Annotated in this window: 13 protein-coding genes and 1 pseudogene; 7 read left to right on the top strand and 7 right to left on the bottom strand. The window is 61.3% G+C overall.

Annotation, left to right across the window (positions count from 1 at the left end):
* Positions 1–40 precede the first annotated feature (40 nt).
* Positions 41–1,317 (top strand): annotated as a pseudogene (locus tag OZ911_RS13825) (OprD family porin).
* A 5-nt stretch (positions 1,318–1,322) separates the two neighbouring features.
* Here the strand turns inward: OZ911_RS13825 and OZ911_RS13830 are convergent.
* From OZ911_RS13830 to pmrG, 7 genes are all read right to left on the bottom strand, one after another.
* The gene (locus OZ911_RS13830) at positions 1,323–2,465 is read right to left on the bottom strand and encodes a DUF6708 domain-containing protein (protein ID WP_031311976.1); all 1,143 of its coding nucleotides are present in this window, start codon (positions 2,463–2,465) and stop codon (positions 1,323–1,325) included.
* The gene (locus OZ911_RS13835; protein WP_070086610.1) at positions 2,465–5,143 is read right to left on the bottom strand and encodes a T6SS effector BTH_I2691 family protein; all 2,679 of its coding nucleotides are present in this window, start codon (positions 5,141–5,143) and stop codon (positions 2,465–2,467) included. The genes OZ911_RS13830 and OZ911_RS13835 overlap by 1 nt, the downstream gene beginning before the upstream one ends.
* An 11-nt stretch (positions 5,144–5,154) precedes the next feature.
* A complete protein-coding gene (locus OZ911_RS13840; RefSeq protein ID WP_016486765.1) occupies positions 5,155–6,033 on the bottom strand; it encodes a DUF4123 domain-containing protein in 879 nt (292 codons plus the stop codon).
* On the bottom strand, positions 6,033–8,219 hold the full coding sequence (locus OZ911_RS13845) for a type VI secretion system Vgr family protein (protein ID WP_268968680.1): 2,187 nt from the start codon (positions 8,217–8,219) through the stop codon (positions 6,033–6,035). The genes OZ911_RS13840 and OZ911_RS13845 overlap by 1 nt, the downstream gene beginning before the upstream one ends.
* Before the next feature lie 13 nt (positions 8,220–8,232).
* Entirely contained in the window at positions 8,233–9,081 is an 849-nt protein-coding gene (gene icmH / locus OZ911_RS13850; protein WP_268968681.1) for a type IVB secretion system protein IcmH/DotU, read from the bottom strand.
* 241 nt (positions 9,082–9,322) lie between these two features.
* Positions 9,323–10,144 (bottom strand): phosphatase PAP2 family protein, encoded by an 822-nt coding sequence (locus OZ911_RS13855; RefSeq protein ID WP_023047893.1) that lies wholly within the window; start codon positions 10,142–10,144, stop codon positions 9,323–9,325.
* 2 nt (positions 10,145–10,146) lie between these two features.
* The gene (pmrG, locus tag OZ911_RS13860) at positions 10,147–10,836 is read right to left on the bottom strand and encodes a lipopolysaccharide core heptose(II)-phosphate phosphatase PmrG (protein ID WP_016486770.1); all 690 of its coding nucleotides are present in this window, start codon (positions 10,834–10,836) and stop codon (positions 10,147–10,149) included.
* Positions 10,837–11,109: 273 nt separating this feature from the next.
* Between pmrG and OZ911_RS13865 the strand changes: the two genes are divergently transcribed.
* From OZ911_RS13865 to OZ911_RS13890, 6 genes are all read left to right on the top strand, one after another.
* Positions 11,110–11,856 (top strand): gluconate 2-dehydrogenase subunit 3 family protein, encoded by a 747-nt coding sequence (locus OZ911_RS13865; protein ID WP_016486771.1) that lies wholly within the window; start codon positions 11,110–11,112, stop codon positions 11,854–11,856.
* A gap of 3 nt (positions 11,857–11,859) precedes the next feature.
* Positions 11,860–13,644: a GMC family oxidoreductase gene (locus tag OZ911_RS13870; protein ID WP_023047892.1), complete on the top strand. Its 1,785-nt coding sequence runs from the start codon at positions 11,860–11,862 to the stop codon at positions 13,642–13,644.
* Positions 13,645–13,656: 12 nt separating this feature from the next.
* Positions 13,657–14,904 (top strand): cytochrome c, encoded by a 1,248-nt coding sequence (locus tag OZ911_RS13875; RefSeq protein WP_023047891.1) that lies wholly within the window; start codon positions 13,657–13,659, stop codon positions 14,902–14,904.
* Positions 14,905–15,251: 347 nt separating this feature from the next.
* Complete coding sequence (gene ptxS, locus OZ911_RS13880) at positions 15,252–16,271, top strand: transcriptional regulator PtxS (RefSeq protein ID WP_023047890.1); 1,020 nt, start codon at positions 15,252–15,254, stop codon at positions 16,269–16,271.
* A gap of 66 nt (positions 16,272–16,337) precedes the next feature.
* Positions 16,338–17,117: a sugar phosphate isomerase/epimerase family protein gene (locus OZ911_RS13885; protein WP_060516311.1), complete on the top strand. Its 780-nt coding sequence runs from the start codon at positions 16,338–16,340 to the stop codon at positions 17,115–17,117.
* A complete protein-coding gene (locus OZ911_RS13890) occupies positions 17,110–18,060 on the top strand; it encodes a sugar kinase (protein ID WP_023047889.1) in 951 nt (316 codons plus the stop codon). The genes OZ911_RS13885 and OZ911_RS13890 overlap by 8 nt, the downstream gene beginning before the upstream one ends.
* Positions 18,061–18,062: the final 2 nt, after the last annotated feature.

Below are 18,062 nucleotides of genomic sequence, written 5' to 3' on the forward strand. Positions count from 1 at the left end.
GCGCTGAGTCTTCGAACAACAACAAGAACAAGGCACACCCATGATCATTACTTCCCGGCGAGTATCGCTGATGCTCGGGGCAGCTTTGCTGCGCCTGTCAAAACGCGCAGGCCGGCTTCATCGATGGCGCCAGCGGTAGCCTGGAACTGCGTAATTTTTATTTCGACCGCGACTTTCACGGTGACAGCGCCGCGCAATCGCGACGCGGTGAATGGGCCCAGGGGTTCATGCTGCGCTTGCAGTCTGGCTACACCGACGGCCAGGTCGGCTTTGGTCTGGACGCAGCCGGCATGCTGGGCCTCAAGCTGGACTCTACCCCCGACCGTAGTGGTTCCGGCCTGTTGCCGCGGGGTAGCGACAAACGCGCCGCGGACGACTACACAAAGGCTGTGGCTACCTTCAAGGCAAGGCTGGCGCAGAGTGAGTTGAAAGTGGGTGGCCTGAGCCCACAACTGCCGTTGCTGGCGTCCAACAACAGCCGCTTGTTCCCCCAGTGGTTCAACGGTGCGCAACTGGTGAGCAAGGACTTGAACCGGTTTACGCTCACCTTGCTGCAGGTGGATGCCACCAAACTGCGTGACTCCACCGACTACGAGGACCTGACCGCCATGGCGCAGCAAGGGGCCTATTCGTCGACGGTCACCAGTGATCGTCTGCGCTACGCCGGTGTCGATTACCAGCCGCTGGACAACCTGACCCTGAGCGTTCACACCAGCGCGCTCGAAGACCTGTTCCGGCGGGATTTTGCCGGGTTCAAGTTCAAGACCCGTCTCGGGTCGGGGGATGTGTTCACCGAGTGGCGCTGGTTCAATGCACAGGAGCAGGGCCGGGCGTTGCTGGGCGAAGTCGACAACCAGACCCTCAGTACCAACTTCGGGTACAGCGTGCCATACATTCAGCGGGGGGTATCAGAAAGTGCGTGGCGATACGGCATACGCCTACGTGGGTGGCACCGATACTTACCTGTTCAGCGAACAGCAGGTCAGCACCTTTGCCCTGGCCAACGAACGGGCGTGGATGCTGCGCTATGACTACAACTTTGCTGCAGTGGGCATCCCTGGGCTCACGTTCAACGTGCGTTATGTGAAGGGCGACCAGGTCGACCCGCAGCGCATTGCCAGCGTCAAGGGCAGGGCGCTGGCGGCTGGCGACGGAGAAGGGCGGGAGTGGGAGCGGACCACGGACGTCACCTACGTGGTGCAATCGGGGGCGCTCCGGAATGTGTCGCTGCGTTGGCGCAATGCGAGCATGCGCTCGAATTTTGCCGATGCAGCGGATGAGAACCGGGTGATTGTGGGGTACACGTTCGAGTTCTGACGCAATCACTCTGTGGGGTTGGCCGGTTTCTCTCCCGCTTTGGACTTGCGTGGTTTACGTGGCTTTTTCTCAGGCCGTTTGCCGGGTTTGAGCTGCCAGCGGTAGGCATTGGCGAGCAGGCGCTCCTGGATTGCGGGTGGGTAGTCGCTCAGGGTGGTCACGGGTGGTACGGGCTTGCCGGGCAAGCCGGCCTCGCGGATTACTTTCGGCCAGCGCGGTCGCCAGCACAGCAGCAGGCTGAGCCAGTGGCCGGTGCCAACGATGACGAAAGCGGGCCACACGAACAGCAGGATAACTTTGAACAACCAGCTGCTTTTGCGGAAGAAACGCCCGAGCCCCTCGAACTGGGCGCTGAATGCCTGGATGGGTGAGGGGAGTTGTGTGCTCAGGCGGGGGCGGGGGACGGCGTGTGGGCCTTCTTCCATGTAGCGGCGGATGAATTCCCACTCGTCACGCAGTTCGCTGCCGCCTTGGCCTTGCTTGCCGAGTAGGGCCATTTCCATGTGGGGAAGGCCGGTGCGGCTGGGGTGCCAGACTAGCCCTAGTCGCATGCCCAAGCTGAGTGAGTCATCTTCTGGGTCGATGGCTGTGCTTCCGGTTGTTTTCCAGGGGAAAGTGACGATGCCGCCGCAGTATTTCGGTCGATGTAGGTGAACTTGTTGGGTTGCTCGATTGAAGCGAATGAGTAGGTGACGGCTAGTCAGCATTTCTAGTCGGGTTAAGTGAATTCCATACTTTGAATAAAGATACACTAAGGTCGAGGTGACTGAGAGCATTATAAGCGTTGTAAGAATAGTGATTACAGAGCGACCCTCAGGGTCTGTGATGTCCATCCAAATAAACCCGGTGGTGATGTAAAGTCCCACAGCAACGGCCGGGGCGATGGCTCCGAGCGTTGCGAGCGTAATAAGGCCGCGCTTTTCTTCTGAGCCACCACAGCGAATGTCTAAGAAGATGTCGTTAAAAGCGAATACAGGGCCTCTTGCGCGTGGGTTTTCACTAACGGGCTGAAAGTGCATTTCTTCATCCAGCTCGCCCTCATACAAATCTTGACGCTTCTCATTCGGTGTCAGTTCTGCTTCATATGCTTTTCGCGCAGCTTCGGATTCAGTAGCCATTTGCCAAAAACCCCATTCGATCAGATACATCACAATACCTCGCTGAATGCGGTGTGCAGGGTCTTTAGTTCTTCCTGTTCTTCAAACGGTTTTAAGTTCTTTGCAAGGCGGAAACTGCTGCGTTTGCACCACTTTTCCAAAGCGTCGTCTTCAAATATGTAAATTATCACTGTCAGGACCAGGCCGATCCAGAAAGCGCCAAGAATGAGGCGGGCAAGTAATAGCCGAGCGGCTTGCGTTCCGAGCTTTTTTGCAAGCTCTCTCAAGGACGTGGATACCATCCTAGCCAGCTTGGTTTTGGCATTATGAGAAAGGTATTCGAAGAGAGGCTTTGCAATCGCGACTGCTGTTCCTAACTCTGCTAGCGAAAGGGTTATTGTCGCCATTCCTCTTACAAAATACGTAGCAGCCAAGAGTCTAGAGTTTTTTTGAGCCTGCTTGGTAGCGCCACTCTGGCTGCTTTTGAAGTGCTCAACCGAATCTGTGAAATCCCACCACGCCAGTAGTGAACCTCCGATACCAGCCAATCCCGCCCCCCATAGCTTCAACCTTCCCAATGTTGCGGCCGCCCCTTTCCCAGTCACACTGTTAGCGCCGTATCGGGTGACCACTTGGTCTACATAGCTGGCCCCAATTTCAAAACCCGCAGCAGCCGTGGTCATCGCGGCCGCCAAGAGTTCGGTCTTCACCCGCGCATCACTGTCAGGCAGCTCGCGGGCTTTGAAGGCCATCAGCATGCCTTCGATGAGGCATATCAGGCCCGCAGCACGAACTTTATAGAAATCACTTTGCTTGTTATCAGCCTGCATTAGCCCTTCGGCCCAGGCTTGATCCAAGTACCGTGCAATCTGGCCACCGGTGCGTTGCGGATTGATTGGCTGCCCACTTCGTGCAGCTTCACTCACGCGTATTTCGACAGCCGTTTCATGTACCGAAGCAAACAACGCCAGGCGCAGGCCATGGTGCATCGCTCGGTCTGGGCTGCTCGGTGCCCCGGTTCTCAGTACCTGTCGCCCCAGCGCGACGTACCATCCATACAGGCCGATGCTGACGCTGCTGTTCCGCTTCTGCAGTTCTTCATACAGCGTGTTGATGCGTGCAAAGGCATTCGCTGCGGCATGGGCGCGTTTGGCAAGGCCTTCGGCCAGCGTGAAGTTGGATTCTGCGGGTGGTTCGGCCTTGGCTGTTTCCAGCAGCGCCGCAAGCACCTCTCGGAGGTCGTCCTGGTTATAGCTGATGCCGCGTATCGCCAGGTTGCCCCGGTCGGCCACGTCGCTGCGCCACCAGTGGTCCAGCACCTTGGTGCCCCATTCACTCAACTCCATGCCGATCACGCACTGGCCGGTCTGCTCGGCAAAGGCCAGGCCGTTGATCAGGTCGGCGTTATCGTAACGGTCCAGCGCTTGCAGCAAACGTTCGCTGACTACCCAGCGGGCATGGTCCTTGGCGCGGTCTTCTGCCGCTTGCTGGGCTTGTTGCATGGCCTGCTCAAAGGCTTCGAGCTGATCGTGCATGGCCTGACGGTCGACCAGGTGGCCGTATTTCTGGTCGAACTTCTTGCTGAACTCGCCAGCCTCCTGACGGGCCTGGACCTTGGCACGGACGTCGCGCTCGAACTGCGCCAGGTGAGGCTTCATGCGTTCATCATGGGCATCGGCCTGCTGCCTGGCCCGTTCGGAAAACGCGTAGATCTCCGCGTGCACGTAGGGTTGGTTGCGTATGTTTTCAGCCATGACTTCGCGCTTGACGATCTGCTCGGCCATCATCTGCGGGTAGAGCTTTTCGATCTCCAGGAACGACTGCGCGACCAGCAGCTTGCGCTCGTTGTCCACGCCGGGTTCCACGGTGCGTTCCAGCCACTTGGTCTTCACATCCTCGACAGCGGCGTTGCGCCAGGCGTTGAGCTCCTGGGTAATGCCGAGGGCGTCTTCGATGACGATGGCGGCGCCCCGGGGTTTGCTCTGGTTCATTAGCGGCGCCAGCGCTTGCCGTGAGGCGTGCGGCGAGACGATCTGGTCATTGTTGAACGGCTGCAGGTCCAGCAGCGCCTGCAGGTCTGTATCGTGCTGTGCCTTGAAGTCAGCCACCCAATTCAGCTGGTCATGCTTGAGCACGTGGGGCTGGGGTGGGGCGTCGGAGGGCTGGATGAAACGGGCGATATCGATCGCAGGCAGGCTGCTGCGGTATTCGTCGTCAAGCAGGCGGTAATTGTCGAGCATGCGCGGGGTCAGCGGGGAGGGGCTGAACAATGGGCGCAGCTCCTGGATGTCGTCGAGGTCGTACAGGGTGATGGTCCAGCCGAAGCTGCGGATGATGTCATCCAGATTGCCAGTGAGGGGGGCGGGCTCCCACGGTGAGTCGGCGCTGATGTACAGCAGTGAGCCATTTGGCGCGACGCGGTACTGGCTGTGCCACTCGTAGACAGGGGCGCTGTGGCGTTTGATCAGCAGGTAGAGAAAGCCCTCGCGCAGGGGGCGGATGGCGTAGCTGGAGTGGGTCAACTCGCCGACGTCCTGAAAGGGGCTGAGATAGCCCGGTAGTTTCGGCAGGCGGGCACGTTGTGCCGGGTTGCCGCCGATGGCGGCGTAGCGCAGGGGTAACAGTTCGAAGCGGCGGGTGCAGTTGGCGACCGGGCTGTTGCGCAGGGCGGGGCGGTAGCCGGTGGTGATACGCCTGCACAGCTCGAGGGTTTCGCTCAGAGAGTCCATGGTTATTTGCCTCAGTCCTTGGTGCGCAGGCATCGCTGCACATTGTCCATCAGGGATGTCTGTTGCTCGCGGGTGGCGGCAATCGCCTCCTGCCAGGCCGGTGAGTTACTGAGTTGTTCCCCACCGCGAGCCAACATGAGCACATAGCTGATCAGATCGTCCTCACGGTCCAGGCCTTGCTCGCGTGCCTGATCCAGGTAGTGCTGGATCAAGCCAACCCGCGTGCCGTGGCAAGCGGCAGCCAGGGCAGTGCAGGACGGCTCGCCTTTGAGCAACTCGGCAAGCTGATAGCTCAGTGGGTCACCTGCCAATTCGGCCCAACACGCTTCGTTCAGCGTGATGGGCGGGAAGTGCGTGGATTGGGGCTGATCACCACCGGATATCTGCAGCCACACCCGCTTGTTCGGGTGCGCGACGGGCGACCACCAGTGGTGGATGGGCGCCAGCCATTCGCTTACACCGGGCAGTTCACGGTGCGTATCCAGCACTTGCAAGGCTGCAGCGGTGTGAAAGCGCAGGAGGTACGAATGGCCGTCAGCACCCGTGACGATGTTGGCGCGGCTTAAATGCCGCGCAAGCCGGTCGGGGGGTAGGGCGCTGACTATCCAGCCGCATACTGCGCCCGCTGCACCCTGCTCGAGTTGCCATTGAAAATCATACTGGGCCGAGACATCCGAGCCCGGGCGCGAACCAAACAACCAGGGGCCTGCTGTGCGCAGGTTGGTGAACTGGGCTTGCTGCAGCAGTGGCCAGCAGCGGTCGGCGTAGTACCCGGTCAGTCTTTCCTGCACCTCGGGAGCCAGATTGGCCATTTCCACGATGGCGCTCAGGCGGTAACGGTCGGATACTCGCAGCACCTCGACCATCGCTCTGACAAATGGGCTGGGCATCAGCTTGCTCCTTCCATGCGAATCATGTTGTGGCCGTCGGCGATCGCTTTCAGCAGGCAGCTGAGGCAAATAGGTTCGCCGGGCTCAGGTACACCAGAAGTTGAAGTGATGCGATTGCTACCCGTAGCTTGCTGGTTGACCGGCCCTTTGAAGGACAGCGCAAGGCCGTCCAGCGTGATACCGGCGCCATCGATTCGAAGCAGGCCCGCCGGGCTCCTGATCGTCAGGCTTTCGCTGACCTGAATGTCATAGACCTTGGTGGTGTGCCGGATAGCTTCACCCGTTTTCAGGTTGTGGTGACCGGCCACGACCTGTTCCAGATGGCCGCCGATTTCTACCGTGTGGTTGGCCTTGGTGATGTCCTGGCGGTGGTTGCCTACCTGTTCGATTCGATCCTTGCCTGTGGTGATCGTGTGGGTGCGACCAATGCTCAGGCTGTCGTCGTTGGCGATTTCATGTACCCGGTTCTGGCCAATGCCGACGGACTCGTCACGGGCTACTTCTTCGCGACGGTCCTGCCCAATAGAGATTGTCTCGTCCCGTTCCACGCGTTCCGTGCGGTCGTTGCCCACCCGCGTGGTTTCGTCGTGCTTGACGATGTTGTTCTGGTCTCGCTGGGCATGGATGAACACTTCCTCCTTGCCCAGTTCATCCTCGAAACGCAGTTCGTTAAAACCATCGCCCTTATGGGTCTGGCTCTTGATGGTCATCCGCGTCTTGTGCTTGGGCAGGTCATACGGCGGCAGCTGATTGCCACAGTAGGTGCGCCCGGTGATCATCGGCTGGTCCGGGTCGGCGTCGACGTACTGGATGATCACGTCCTGGCCAATGCGCGGAATGGCCATCGAACCCCAGCTGCCGCCGGCCCAGCCTTGCGACACGCGTACCCAGCAGGAACTGAACTCGTTGTCCTGGCTTTCCCGGTCCCAGGGGAAGCTGACCTTCACCCGGCCCCATGGGTCGCAGTAGATCTCCTCGCCCCTGGGCCCCACCACCGTTGCCATCTGCGGGCCGTCGATGCGCGGCTTGGGCAACGGCGCCGGGCGCCATTCGGTTCTGCCGGGCACCAGCACAGCCTTCTGGCAGTAGCGGGTACCTTGCCGGGCACCTGCAGCTTCCTCCTGAAGGCTGGTGAACTGGGTGCCTTCGTGGTGCACGCGGCTTACCCGCCAATGCCTGTTCAGGTCTTCGCGCGGGTGCCCGATCAGGGTGAAGCTCAGCCCCGGTTGCAGGCGCACATCGTCGCCTTCGACCTCGGCCAGGTGGGCGTCATGGCGCCAGGCTGTGATGCGGGTGGCGGTGAAGGGGGCGCCGACGGCCTCGCGCTTGTAGCGACCGGGGTAGTCGAAGCGCTCGTACGTGGTGGACTGGTGCCTGAGGTCGCTGCCCTCGGCACGCTGCTCCTGGCGGTAGGCCGGGTGGGTGAAGGTGTAGTCGCGCTGCACCTGGCGCGCGGTACGTACCTGCTCGCTGTAACGCAGGCGGCGCAGGCACGGCCTGGCCTGATCGCCGCCGCTGTTGGCGTGGTACAGCACCTGGTTGGGGTCGGTGTCGTCCGGCTCGAAAAAGCCTTCGTCCTCGTCATCGTCATCGGGCTTGATGGCGCCCTGGCTGAGCTGCCCCAGCCCCAGCAGCCGGTCGGTGATGAGCAGCTTGTGCAGTTTTGGCGTGTGCTCGAAGCGGTAGATGAAACCCTCTTCGGCGGCCAGGCGGGCGATGAAGTCGAGGTCGGTTTCACCGGCCTGCACGCAGAACTCGCGCACCTCGTGCTTGTCGATGCTTCTCAGCTCGTAGCCGGTGATACCCTGGCGCTTGAGCATGATCTCGAGAATCTGCGGCACGGTTTTCTGCTGGAAGATGCGCCAGTTCGAGCGCAGCCCGGCGCGGGCCAGCACGGGTTCGACCAGGGCGCGATAACGGGTGCGATGGAAGCCCGTTTCACCCTGGCTGAAGGTGCTGACCAGGCCGTGCACGTAGCGCAGCGGGCGCTCGCCGTGCCAGATCGTGAACAGCACCGGCTTGTCGAGCAACTGACCGAAGTCGACATCGTCTTCAAAACTGACCAGTTCCAGCTTCAGCTGGAACGGCGTGCTGATGGCTTCGTCCAGCTCGAACGACACCACTTCGAATTCACTCCGGCCCACCAGCGGCTGGAAGGTAAAGCGCAAATCGGATTGGCTAGGCATGTGGCGTCCCCTGCTACTGCTGCAGAATCGCGTCGAGCGATTCCAGGACTTCGGCGGTGAGCAGGTCGAGGCGGTAGCTGTAGTAGCTGTAAGCGCAGACCATGGCGACGGCCGAGATCACCAGCGGGCTCCACCAGGGCCACTCCCAGCGTCGCGGGCGGTGGGGGCAATGAACGACGTTGGTGTAGGGGTCGCACACCTCTTGCGGCATGGGGCCACGCAGTTCGCGGATGACCGTGTGCATGCGCGAGATCAAGGCGTTGATGATGTCTTCGCACTTGGGGTCGAGGGCGTGCTTGCCCCGCAGGCCCAGGCAGAAGCAGTAGTACAGGAACTCCAGTACATCCTGGAATTCCTTGGGCGCCTGCATGACCCGTTCGAGCAGCACGAAGATCTTTTCGCCGCCCTGGGTTTCGTCGTGGAAGATGCTGAGCAGCGGCTCGTGGCTCCAGCACGAATTGTTGCCCCAGGGGCGGCTCATCACGGCCTCGTCCAGATACAGGCACAGGGCATAGGAATAGACTTCCTGGTGCACGATGGGGTAGCCGTGCTGCTGGATTTCTTCGCGGATGTTGCTGACCTGGTTTTGCACGGTCTTGTGCACATAGGCGATGTTGGGCAGGTCATCCAGCGTACGCAGGCGAATGACCAGACCGAACAGCGGGCTCGCCGCGTCGAGCATCAGGTTTTCGAAGCCGCCACGCAGCTGGAACTCCGGGTCGGCGGGGTAGCCGGGGAGCGCCATTGCGACTTGAGGATCAGCGCCGGGACGGGGCTCTTGGCTTTGCTCCATATCCTCAAGCAGGACTGGCTTTTTCTTGAGCGGCACCGGGTTTTCAGTGCAATCGGACCGTCTGGACATCCTTAATCCTCGTCAATTAGCAGGTCAATTCACGCAATGCCTGCGAACTTCCCTGTGACCGGGCGCAAGCAATTCGCGAAAGCCTGAAGACTAACGAGGAATCAATTTCTATGGGAGATTGAAACTTCCTAAATAGCTGTAGGAAGCTTCGCTTCAAGTTGTTTTGAAATTATTATCAGCAGAGAATGGGTCGACAAGTTTGTATAAGTTACTGTTAATTTTGGGGGCTTGTAAGCCTCTGCTAAGCGGGCTGCGGCGCAGCAGTGACACGTGTGGCAGGGCTGTTTTCAGGCGTCTGCAACGCGACGCGCCCGTAGAAGAACAATGCCGTTGCCCAAGTTGTAAGCCAGACAAAGATCCCGGCCCAGAACGTATGAGACATATAGTGCCAGCCCTGCAGCACGCGGGTAGTTCCGTACACGAACCCGATCAGCAGAATTGCCACCAGCAACTTGCGCGCATGCGCCCAGCGGTGGCGCAGGGCCACGAAATATAGCGCCAACAAAGTAAACCCGCTGGAGGCATGGCCCCCCGGCCAGCAGCGGCCATCACCGGCCTTGCTCCATAACGAGAAGTTTTCGAACCACTCGACCCGGGCCTGCGGGCCGCCATACAGGGTGGTTTCCACAGGGCAATACACGCTGGTATGGCTTTTAAGGTAATGAATCACGGTGGTGCTCAGTGCGAATGCCACCACCACGAATAGCAGGTCGCGGCGATGTTGGGTGGTAAAGCGCAGCACCGGTGCGATACGGGCCTTTTCCAGCATCCGGGTCAGGCCCAGTTGAGGTCGGTTGGCCAGACGCGGCCAGATGAACGACAGCACGCTGCCGATGACGGCGAGCTCACCGGTCCAGTCCGGCAGGATGCGCGGCCATTTGTGGGTGGCTTTCTCGAACCACTGGTTGTGCAGCAGCGGGAACTGGCCGGTGGTCGGGTCGAGCAGCAGGTTGCTGATCCAGCGATCGAGCTCTGTGAGGTCGAATGCAATGAACACGATGGCAGCCAGCAACAGCGGCAGCAGCAGGTTATTGCGGTAAAAAGTGGTGCGAGAGGGTGGCATGTTCAGAGCTCCTTGGCATCAACGAGTTTGCGCCATTCACTGGCTGCTATCTGGCCCAGCAGTTTCGCCTTGCCATCGTTGCCCTGGGTGATGAACAGGGCACTGGCATAGCTGTTCGAGGTCGTGCTGGCAGGTACTTCGAGCGCCTGCTCCAGCCGTTCCATGCAGCCGCTGTGGCTGACCAGCACGAGGTTGTGGCCGTTTCGCTTGAGGGCAAGGGCGTTTTCGGCGAAGTGGCCGTCACATTGATTAAGCCAGCCTTTCGTGGCAATGGTCTTACCAAACATGGCCTGTGCGGTCTGCCGGGTCCGCACCTCCGGGCTGGCCCACACATCGGCTGCGCCCAGACCAAGATGCTGCAGGCCGTGGCCTACATCGGCGGCAACATGGCTGCCCGCGACCGTGATACCGCTGGGGTCACCCAGGCAAGCACTGCTGGAGCGGTCGCAGCGTTCGGCATGGCGCAGCACCACGATCACCGAGCCTTTCGCCCAGGCGGCTTCGAGCCCGCTGTGCTGCAGGTGATGGGCGGTGCCGAGGTCAGCGATGGCCGTGCGGGTATGCGCCCAGGCTGCTGCAACACCCAGAATTGACAGTACGCACAAGACTGCGAATAACGCCTTGCCCCAAGGCAATCGGTGTACCTGCGCATGGCGTGAGGCGGGTGATGGGTCGATAACACTTTGCAGCATATTTGCCACTCCAGTCAGCTCGCTCCATAAGAGAGCGTCGGCACTGTAGGTAGCGGGATGTCGGTAGAGGGTGAGACAGATGTGAAAAAAGCCTTGACCCTTCAGCCATGCGGGTGGCTAACGTGATGATATGTCAAGTATGAAACCGGTTTCATAATATTTCTGAACGCGCTAGATTATTCGGCTGTCTTCTTGATGGCCTATCAAGATCACCTCCCACAGAAAAGCAGATGGCGCTAATCAAGGCCGCCGCACAGCCGATGAGGATTCGCAATGCCTGAGCATGCCCCAGACAACCCGCGCAGGGATTTTCTGCGCAAGACCTTGACCCTGATCCCAGTCGTGACCGTGGCCAGCACAGGGCTTGGCGTGGGCGCCAGCCAGCTGCTTGCGGCCCCGCAACCGCATCAGCCACCACAAGTGCCGGCCACGCCGCCTGCGGGCCACTATCAACCGACGTTCTTCAGCGCCGAAGAATGGGCCTTTGTACAAGCTGCGGTGTCGCGCATCATCCCGGCCGATGAGCTTGGCCCCGGCGCACTCGAAGCCGGCGCCGCCGAGTTTATCGACCGGCAGATGAACACCCCCTACGCCACTGGCGCGCAGTGGTACATGCAAGGCCCGTTCAACGCCGACGCTGCGCCCGAACTGGGCTATCAACTACAGCTCAGCCCGCAACAAATCTACCGTCTGGGCATTGCTGCCGTGGACGGCTGGTGCAAAGCTAATGGTGGGCAGGTTTTTGCTGAACAAGACAGCGCTACCCGCGACCGTATTCTTGGGAAAGTCGAGGCAGGAGAGCTGGTATTCGACACGGTCCCGGCCAAGGTGTTTTTCAGCCTGCTGGTGCAGAACACCCGTGAAGGGTTCTTTTGCGACCCGATCCATGGTGGCAACAAAGGCATGGTCGGCTGGACCCAGATCGGCTTCCCCGGCGCCCGCGCCGATTTCATGGACTGGGTCGAACGCAACGAGCCTTACCCGTTCCCGGCTGTATCGATCCGTGGCGAGAGGGCCTGAGGCATGGCGACTGTGTTGAACAAAGTGGATGCGGTCATCGTTGGCTTTGGCTGGGCTGGCGCGATCATGGCCAAGGAACTGACCGAGGCCGGGTTGCACGTGGTGGCCCTGGAGCGGGGGCCGATGCAGGATACCTACCCGGAAGGCAGCTACCCGCAAGTGATCGATGAGCTGACCTACAGCGTGCGCAAGAAGCTGTTCGTGGATGTGTCGAAAGAAACCGTCACTGTCCGCCACAACGTGAATGACGTCGCGCTGCCCAATCGCCAGCTCGGTGCTTTCCTGCCGGGCAAGGGCGTGGGCGGCGCGGGCCTGCACTGGTCGGGCGTGCACTTCCGGGTCGACCCGGTGGAGTTGCGCTTGCGCAGCCACTACGAAGAGCGCTACGGGCGCAAGTTCATCCCTGAGGGCATGACCATCCAGGACTTCGGCGTCAGTTACGAAGAGCTGGAACCGTATTTCGACTTCGCCGAAAAGGTCTTCGGCACTTCAGGCCAGGCGTGGACCGTCAACGGCCAGGTGGTCGGTGAAGGGAAGGGTGGTAACCCCTATGCGCCGGACCGCTCCAACCCCTTCCCGCTGCCCGCGCAGAAGAACGTGGTGTCGGCCAGGCTGTTCGAAAAAGCTGCCACCAGCTTGGGCTACAAACCCTACAACCTGCCATCGGCAAACACCTCCGGGCCTTACACCAACCCATACGGGGCACAGATGGGGCCATGCAACTTCTGTGGTTTCTGCAGCGGTTACGTGTGCTACATGTACTCCAAGGCCTCGCCCAACGTGAACATTCTGCCGGCGCTGCGCCAGGTGCCCAACTTCGAGCTGCGGCCCAATGCCCATGTGCTGCGGGTAAACCTGGACGACAGCAAGCGCAAAGCCACCGGGGTGACCTACATCGATGCCCAGGGGCGCGAGGTGGAGCAACCGGCGGAGCTGGTGATCCTGGCGGCGTTCCAGTTCAACAACGTGCGCCTGATGCTGCTTTCCGGCATCGGCAAGCCTTATGACCCCGTCAAGAACGAAGGTGTGGTCGGGCGTAACTTTGCCTACCAGAACATGGGCACGGTCAAGGCGTTCTTCGACAAAAACACCTACACCAACAACTTCATCGGCGCGGGTGGCAACGGCATTGCCATTGACGATTTCAATGCCGACAACTTCGACCATGGCCCCCACGGCTTTGTCGGCGGCTCGCCGATGTGGGTGAACCAGGCTGGCAGCCGGCCGATTGCCGGCACTTCCAACCCGCCGGGCACGCCTGCCTGGGGCAGTGCCTGGAAGAAGGCCACAGCCGACTACTACACCCACCAGGTGTCGATGGACGCCCACGGTGCGCACCAGTCCTACCGTGCCAATTACCTGGACCTGGACCCCACCTACCGCGACGCCTACGGCCAGCCGCTGTTGCGCATGACCTTCGACTGGCAGGAAAACGACATCAAGATGAACCAGTTCATGGTCGACAAACTGAGCACGATCGCTCAGGCGATGAACCCCAAGGCCATTGCGGTGCTGGGCAAGCAGGTCAAGGATCACTTCAACACCGCCAGTTACCAGACCACCCACCTGAACGGCGGTGCGATCATGGGCACCGACCCCAAAACCAGCGCCCTGAACCGGTATCTGCAAAGCTGGGACGTGCATAACGTGTTCGTACCGGGGGCTTCGGCGTTCCCGCAGGGCCTGGGTTACAACCCGACCGGGCTGGTGGCCGCGCTGACCTATTGGTCTGCACGTGCCATTCGCGAGCAGTACCTGAAAAACCCTGGCCCGCTGGTCCAGGCTTGAGGAGCGATGAGCATGAAGACAATGTTGATCGCAACCCTGTTGCTGGGTGCCTCCGCGGCCGCGCAGGCCTTGGCTAATGACGATGCACAGGTGCGCCAGGGCGAGTACCTGGCCCGCGCCGGTGACTGCGTGGCCTGCCACACCGCCAAGGGCGGAAAGCCCTTTGCCGGAGGCCTGCCGATGGAAACACCCATAGGCACGGTGTACTCCACCAACATTACCCCGGCGGCCAGCGGCATTGGCCAGTACAGTTTCGACGACTTCGACCAGGCTGTGCGCAAGGGTATCGGCAAGGATGGCAGCACCTTGTACCCGGCCATGCCTTATCCGTCGTACGCACGGGTCAGCGAGCAGGACATGCAGGCGCTGTACGCCTACTTCATGAAAGGCGTGGAGCCGGTCGAACAAACGAACAAGGCCACTGACATTCCCTGGCCGCTGAGCATGCGTTGGCCACTGGCAATCTGGCGCGGCCTGTTCGCGCCAGAGGCCAAGCCTTGGCAGGCATCGGCAGCAGCTGACCCTGTGGTGAACCGTGGAGCCTACCTGGTCGAAGGCCTTGGGCATTGTGGCGCCTGCCATACCCCACGTGCGCTGACCATGCAGGAAAAGGCGCTGAGCCCTGCAGATGGCGATCAGTTCCTGGCCGGCAGCGCACCGCTGGAAGGCTGGGTTGCGAAAAATCTGCGTGGCGACCACAAGGATGGCCTGGGCAGCTGGAGCGAGGCGCAACTGGTGCAGTTTCTGAAGACTGGGCGCAGTGATCGCAGCGCCGTGTTCGGCGGCATGAGCGATGTGGTTGAGCACAGCATGCAGCATATGAGTGACGCCGACCTTACCGCAATCGCCCGCTACCTGAAGACCCTGCCGCCGAGTAACCCGAATGACCAGCCGCACGTCTACGACAAGCAGGTGGCGGATGCGCTGTGGAAGGGCGACGACAGCAAACCCGGGGCGGCGGTGTACATCGACAACTGCGCGGCCTGCCACCGTACCGATGGCCAAGGCTACACCCGCGTGTTCCCCGCGTTGGCTGGCAACCCGGTGGTACAGACTGCAGATGCCACGTCGCTGATTCACGTGGTGCTGGCGGGGGGGACGGTGCCCGCGACGCACACCGCGCCCTCGAACTTCACCATGCCGGCATTCGGCTGGCGCCTCAGCGACCAGGAGGTTGCAGAGGTGGTGAACTTCATCCGCAGCAGTTGGGGTAATCAGGGTAGCGCTGTTACGGCCCGTGATGTGAAGTCGCTTCGCTGACTGCGTCCTCACAGAGCTGTAAACGGCTGATTGCGTTGGCAGGCGCTCTGTGGGAGCCCCTGCCTTGCTCAATATCTCAAAGCTCGATGCGATCACTGTGGGAGCGGGCTTGTCCCGCGAACACGGGCGAAGCCCGTGCCAGCCACCGCGTTGGATTTTTCGAGGGCATGCCCGCGCCCACAGAGCTATCATCTAGTCCATATTTATCAGGAACCTATAAGATATTGTTCAGATAATAACTCAAGATAATCAGACGGTTCCTGACCAACGGCAGGTTGACGAACTGCCGTAGTTTTGCTGTATTGAAACCGGTTTCATCGCTATCACAATAATCATAAGGACAGCCCATGACCGACGCGCCTGCCCATGCCCGCGAACGGGTCACCATCAGCGAAGTGGCGCGTGTCGCTGGTGTTTCCAAAGCCACCGTCTCCCGTTACATCGGTGGCGATCGCCAATTGCTGGCCGAAGCCACGGCCAAGCGCCTGGAAGAGGTCATCGAACGTCTTGGTTACCGCCCCAACCAGATGGCCCGCGGCCTGAAGCGCGGTCAGACGCGACTGATCGGCATGCTGGTGGCGGATATTCTCAACCCCTATTCAGTGGCCGTGATGCATGGCGTGGAAACCGCCTGCCGTCAGCACGGTTACAGCCTGGTGGTGTGCAACACCAACCGCGACGACGAGCAGGAGCGTCACCACCTGGTGGCCCTGCAGAGCTACAACGTCGAAGGGTTGATCGTGAACACGCTCGGCCATCACCCCGGCGAATTGCTCAACCTGCAGCGTGACATCCCCATGGTGCTGGTCGACCGCCAATTGCCTGAGCTGAATGTCGACCTGGTGGGCCTGGACAATGCCGACGCGGTCGAGCAGGCCCTCGACCACCTGCAGGCCCAAGGTTACCGCGATATCCTGGCGGTCAGCGAACCCCTCGATGGCACCAGCTCGCGCCTGGAGCGGGTGCAGGCATTCGGGGCGTCGGTCAGTCGCCGGCCCGGCATGCGTCAGCAGGTGCTGGAAATCAACGCCGGGTTGCCGGACCAACTGGCTGCGTTTCTTGCCGGCCGTGGCCATGGCCCGCAAGCAGTGTTCACCTTCAACGGCGTTGCCACCTTGGCAGTGACCCGCGCCCTGCAGGAGGCTGGGTGCAATCTGTTTGCCGACGTCGGGCTGATTGCCCTCGACGACCTCGACTGGTACCCCTTGGTCGGCAAAGGCATCACGGCACTGGTCCAACCCACCGAGAGTATTGGTGTGGCGGCATTCGAAAGCCTGCTCGATCGCTTGCGCGGCGACAGCGGCGCCGCCCGCCGCATCGACTTCAAGGCCAACCTGATCATCCGCGGCTCAACCCAACCCCAGTAAGCAACGGCAGGCTTGCGCCTGCGGCTGCCGACTAAAAATGAAACCGGTTTCATAAGGATAAAAACAATGCACCCGAACCCCGTTTCCATCAGCCTCTCAAGCTACGGCGCCGACTTTGTGCGGCAACGTGGCCAGGAGCAGTTCCTGGACATGCTGGCAGCCGCTGGCGTCAGCCGAGTGGAGTTGCGCGAAGAATTGTTTGCCAGCGCACCGGACGCGACCGCACTCGGTGCAGTCGTTGCCACACTGGGCCTGGAATGCTTGTACTCGAGCCCCCTTGAATTGTGGACCGCGCAAGGCGTGCCCGATCCGCGACTGGTGCAGAAGCTGGAGACCGCTCGGGCGCTTGGCGCGGTGGCGCTGAAGGTATCGCTGGGGCATTTCGATGAGCACTGCGATGTAATGGCTCTGGCGGCGCTGCTGCCTGCTCATGGGCCGCTGCTGCTGGTGGAAAACGATCAGACTGCACAGGGTGGCAGGATCGAGCCGCTGCTGCAGTTCTTTCTGCGGGCCGACACGCTAGGGCTGCGCCTGGGCATGACTTTCGACATCGGCAACTGGCAGTGGCAGGACGAGCCTGCGCGGCAAGCCGCTCGGCAACTCGGCCGTTGGGTGCGCTATGTACATTGCAAGGCTGTGCAGCGCCGGGCCGATGGCCGTCTGGTTGCCACACCGCCCGAAGCGGCGGACCTACAGGCGTGGGCAGCGCTGATGGCCGAGTTCGCGCCCGGCGTGGTGCGCGCCGTCGAGTACCCTCTGGTTGGTGAAGACCTGTTGGCGCTCACCCGGGCCCAAGTGCGTAGCCTGGCTGCATTGAGCGCCGGCGAGGAGGTGGCCCATGCATGAGCATGATGTGCTGTGCTTCGGCGAAACCATGGCCATGTTCGTTGCCGAGCAGACAGGCGACCTGGCCAGTGTCGGCCAGTTCGGCAAACGCATAGCAGGTGCAGACAGTAACGTGGCCATCGGCTTGGCGAGGCTGGGTTTCAAGGTGCGCTGGCTGAGCCGCGTCGGTAACGATTCACTGGGCCGTTTTGTGCTCGACAGCTTGCGCAGCGAAGGCCTGGACTGTTCCGGTGTCGAGGTGGATGCCTGCTACCCGACGGGTTTTCAGCTCAAGGCCCGCTGCGATGATGGCAGCGACCCGGCAGTGGAGTACTTTCGCCGTGGTTCGGCAGCCAGCAAGCTGTCGCCCACATCGCTAGGCCCGGGCTTGCTGCAGGCACGCCATCTGCACGCCACCGGCATCCCGCCGGCGCTGTCGGAAGGCTGCCGGGCGCTTTCCCACGCGCTGCTGGATGCCATGCGCGCAGCCGGGCGCAGCATCTCGTTCGACCCTAACTTGCGTCCCTCGCTTTGGCCCGATCAAAGCAGCATGGTGCGCGAAATCAATGCCCTGGCCGCCAAGGCCGATTGGGTTTTACCGGGCCTGGAGGAGGGGCGGTTGCTGACTGGCCAGCACACCCCGGCGGACATCGCTGGGTTCTACCTCGACCAAGGGGTGGAACTGGTGGTGATCAAGCTGGGCGACGCCGGCGCCTACTACCGCAGCGCCAAGGGCGAAGGGCAGGTAGCACCGGTGGCGGTCAGCCGTGTGCTGGACACCGTCGGTGCGGGTGATGCCTTTGCTGTCGGCGTGCTCAGCGCGTTGCTTGAGGGACGTGCGGTGGAAGAGGCGGTCGCGCGCGGCAACTGGTGCGGCAGCCGTGCCGTGCAGTCACGCGGCGACATGGAAGGGCTGCCGCAGCGCCATGAACTGGAGGCCCACGACCTGCGCAGAAGCGCGTGAGC

The organism is Pseudomonas fortuita (assembly GCF_026898135.2).
In the GTDB taxonomy this organism is placed as follows: domain Bacteria; phylum Pseudomonadota; class Gammaproteobacteria; order Pseudomonadales; family Pseudomonadaceae; genus Aquipseudomonas; species Aquipseudomonas fortuita.

Excerpts from the sequence above, each read along its gene's own strand:
- OZ911_RS13830 (WP_031311976.1), bottom strand. The coding sequence starts at position 2,465 with ATGTATCTGATCGAATGGGGTTTTTGGCAAATGGCTACTGAATCCGAA.
- OZ911_RS13835 (WP_070086610.1), bottom strand. The coding sequence starts at position 5,143 with ATGGACTCTCTGAGCGAAACCCTCGAGCTGTGCAGGCGTATCACCACC.
- OZ911_RS13840 (WP_016486765.1), bottom strand. The coding sequence starts at position 6,033 with ATGCCCAGCCCATTTGTCAGAGCGATGGTCGAGGTGCTGCGAGTATCC.
- OZ911_RS13845 (WP_268968680.1), bottom strand. The coding sequence starts at position 8,219 with ATGCCTAGCCAATCCGATTTGCGCTTTACCTTCCAGCCGCTGGTGGGC.
- icmH (WP_268968681.1), bottom strand. The coding sequence starts at position 9,081 with ATGTCCAGACGGTCCGATTGCACTGAAAACCCGGTGCCGCTCAAGAAA.
- OZ911_RS13855 (WP_023047893.1), bottom strand. The coding sequence starts at position 10,144 with ATGCCACCCTCTCGCACCACTTTTTACCGCAATAACCTGCTGCTGCCG.
- pmrG (WP_016486770.1), bottom strand. The coding sequence starts at position 10,836 with ATGCTGCAAAGTGTTATCGACCCATCACCCGCCTCACGCCATGCGCAG.
- OZ911_RS13865 (WP_016486771.1), top strand. The coding sequence starts at position 11,110 with ATGCCTGAGCATGCCCCAGACAACCCGCGCAGGGATTTTCTGCGCAAG.
- OZ911_RS13870 (WP_023047892.1), top strand. The coding sequence starts at position 11,860 with ATGGCGACTGTGTTGAACAAAGTGGATGCGGTCATCGTTGGCTTTGGC.
- OZ911_RS13875 (WP_023047891.1), top strand. The coding sequence starts at position 13,657 with ATGAAGACAATGTTGATCGCAACCCTGTTGCTGGGTGCCTCCGCGGCC.
- ptxS (WP_023047890.1), top strand. The coding sequence starts at position 15,252 with ATGACCGACGCGCCTGCCCATGCCCGCGAACGGGTCACCATCAGCGAA.
- OZ911_RS13885 (WP_060516311.1), top strand. The coding sequence starts at position 16,338 with ATGCACCCGAACCCCGTTTCCATCAGCCTCTCAAGCTACGGCGCCGAC.
- OZ911_RS13890 (WP_023047889.1), top strand. The coding sequence starts at position 17,110 with ATGCATGAGCATGATGTGCTGTGCTTCGGCGAAACCATGGCCATGTTC.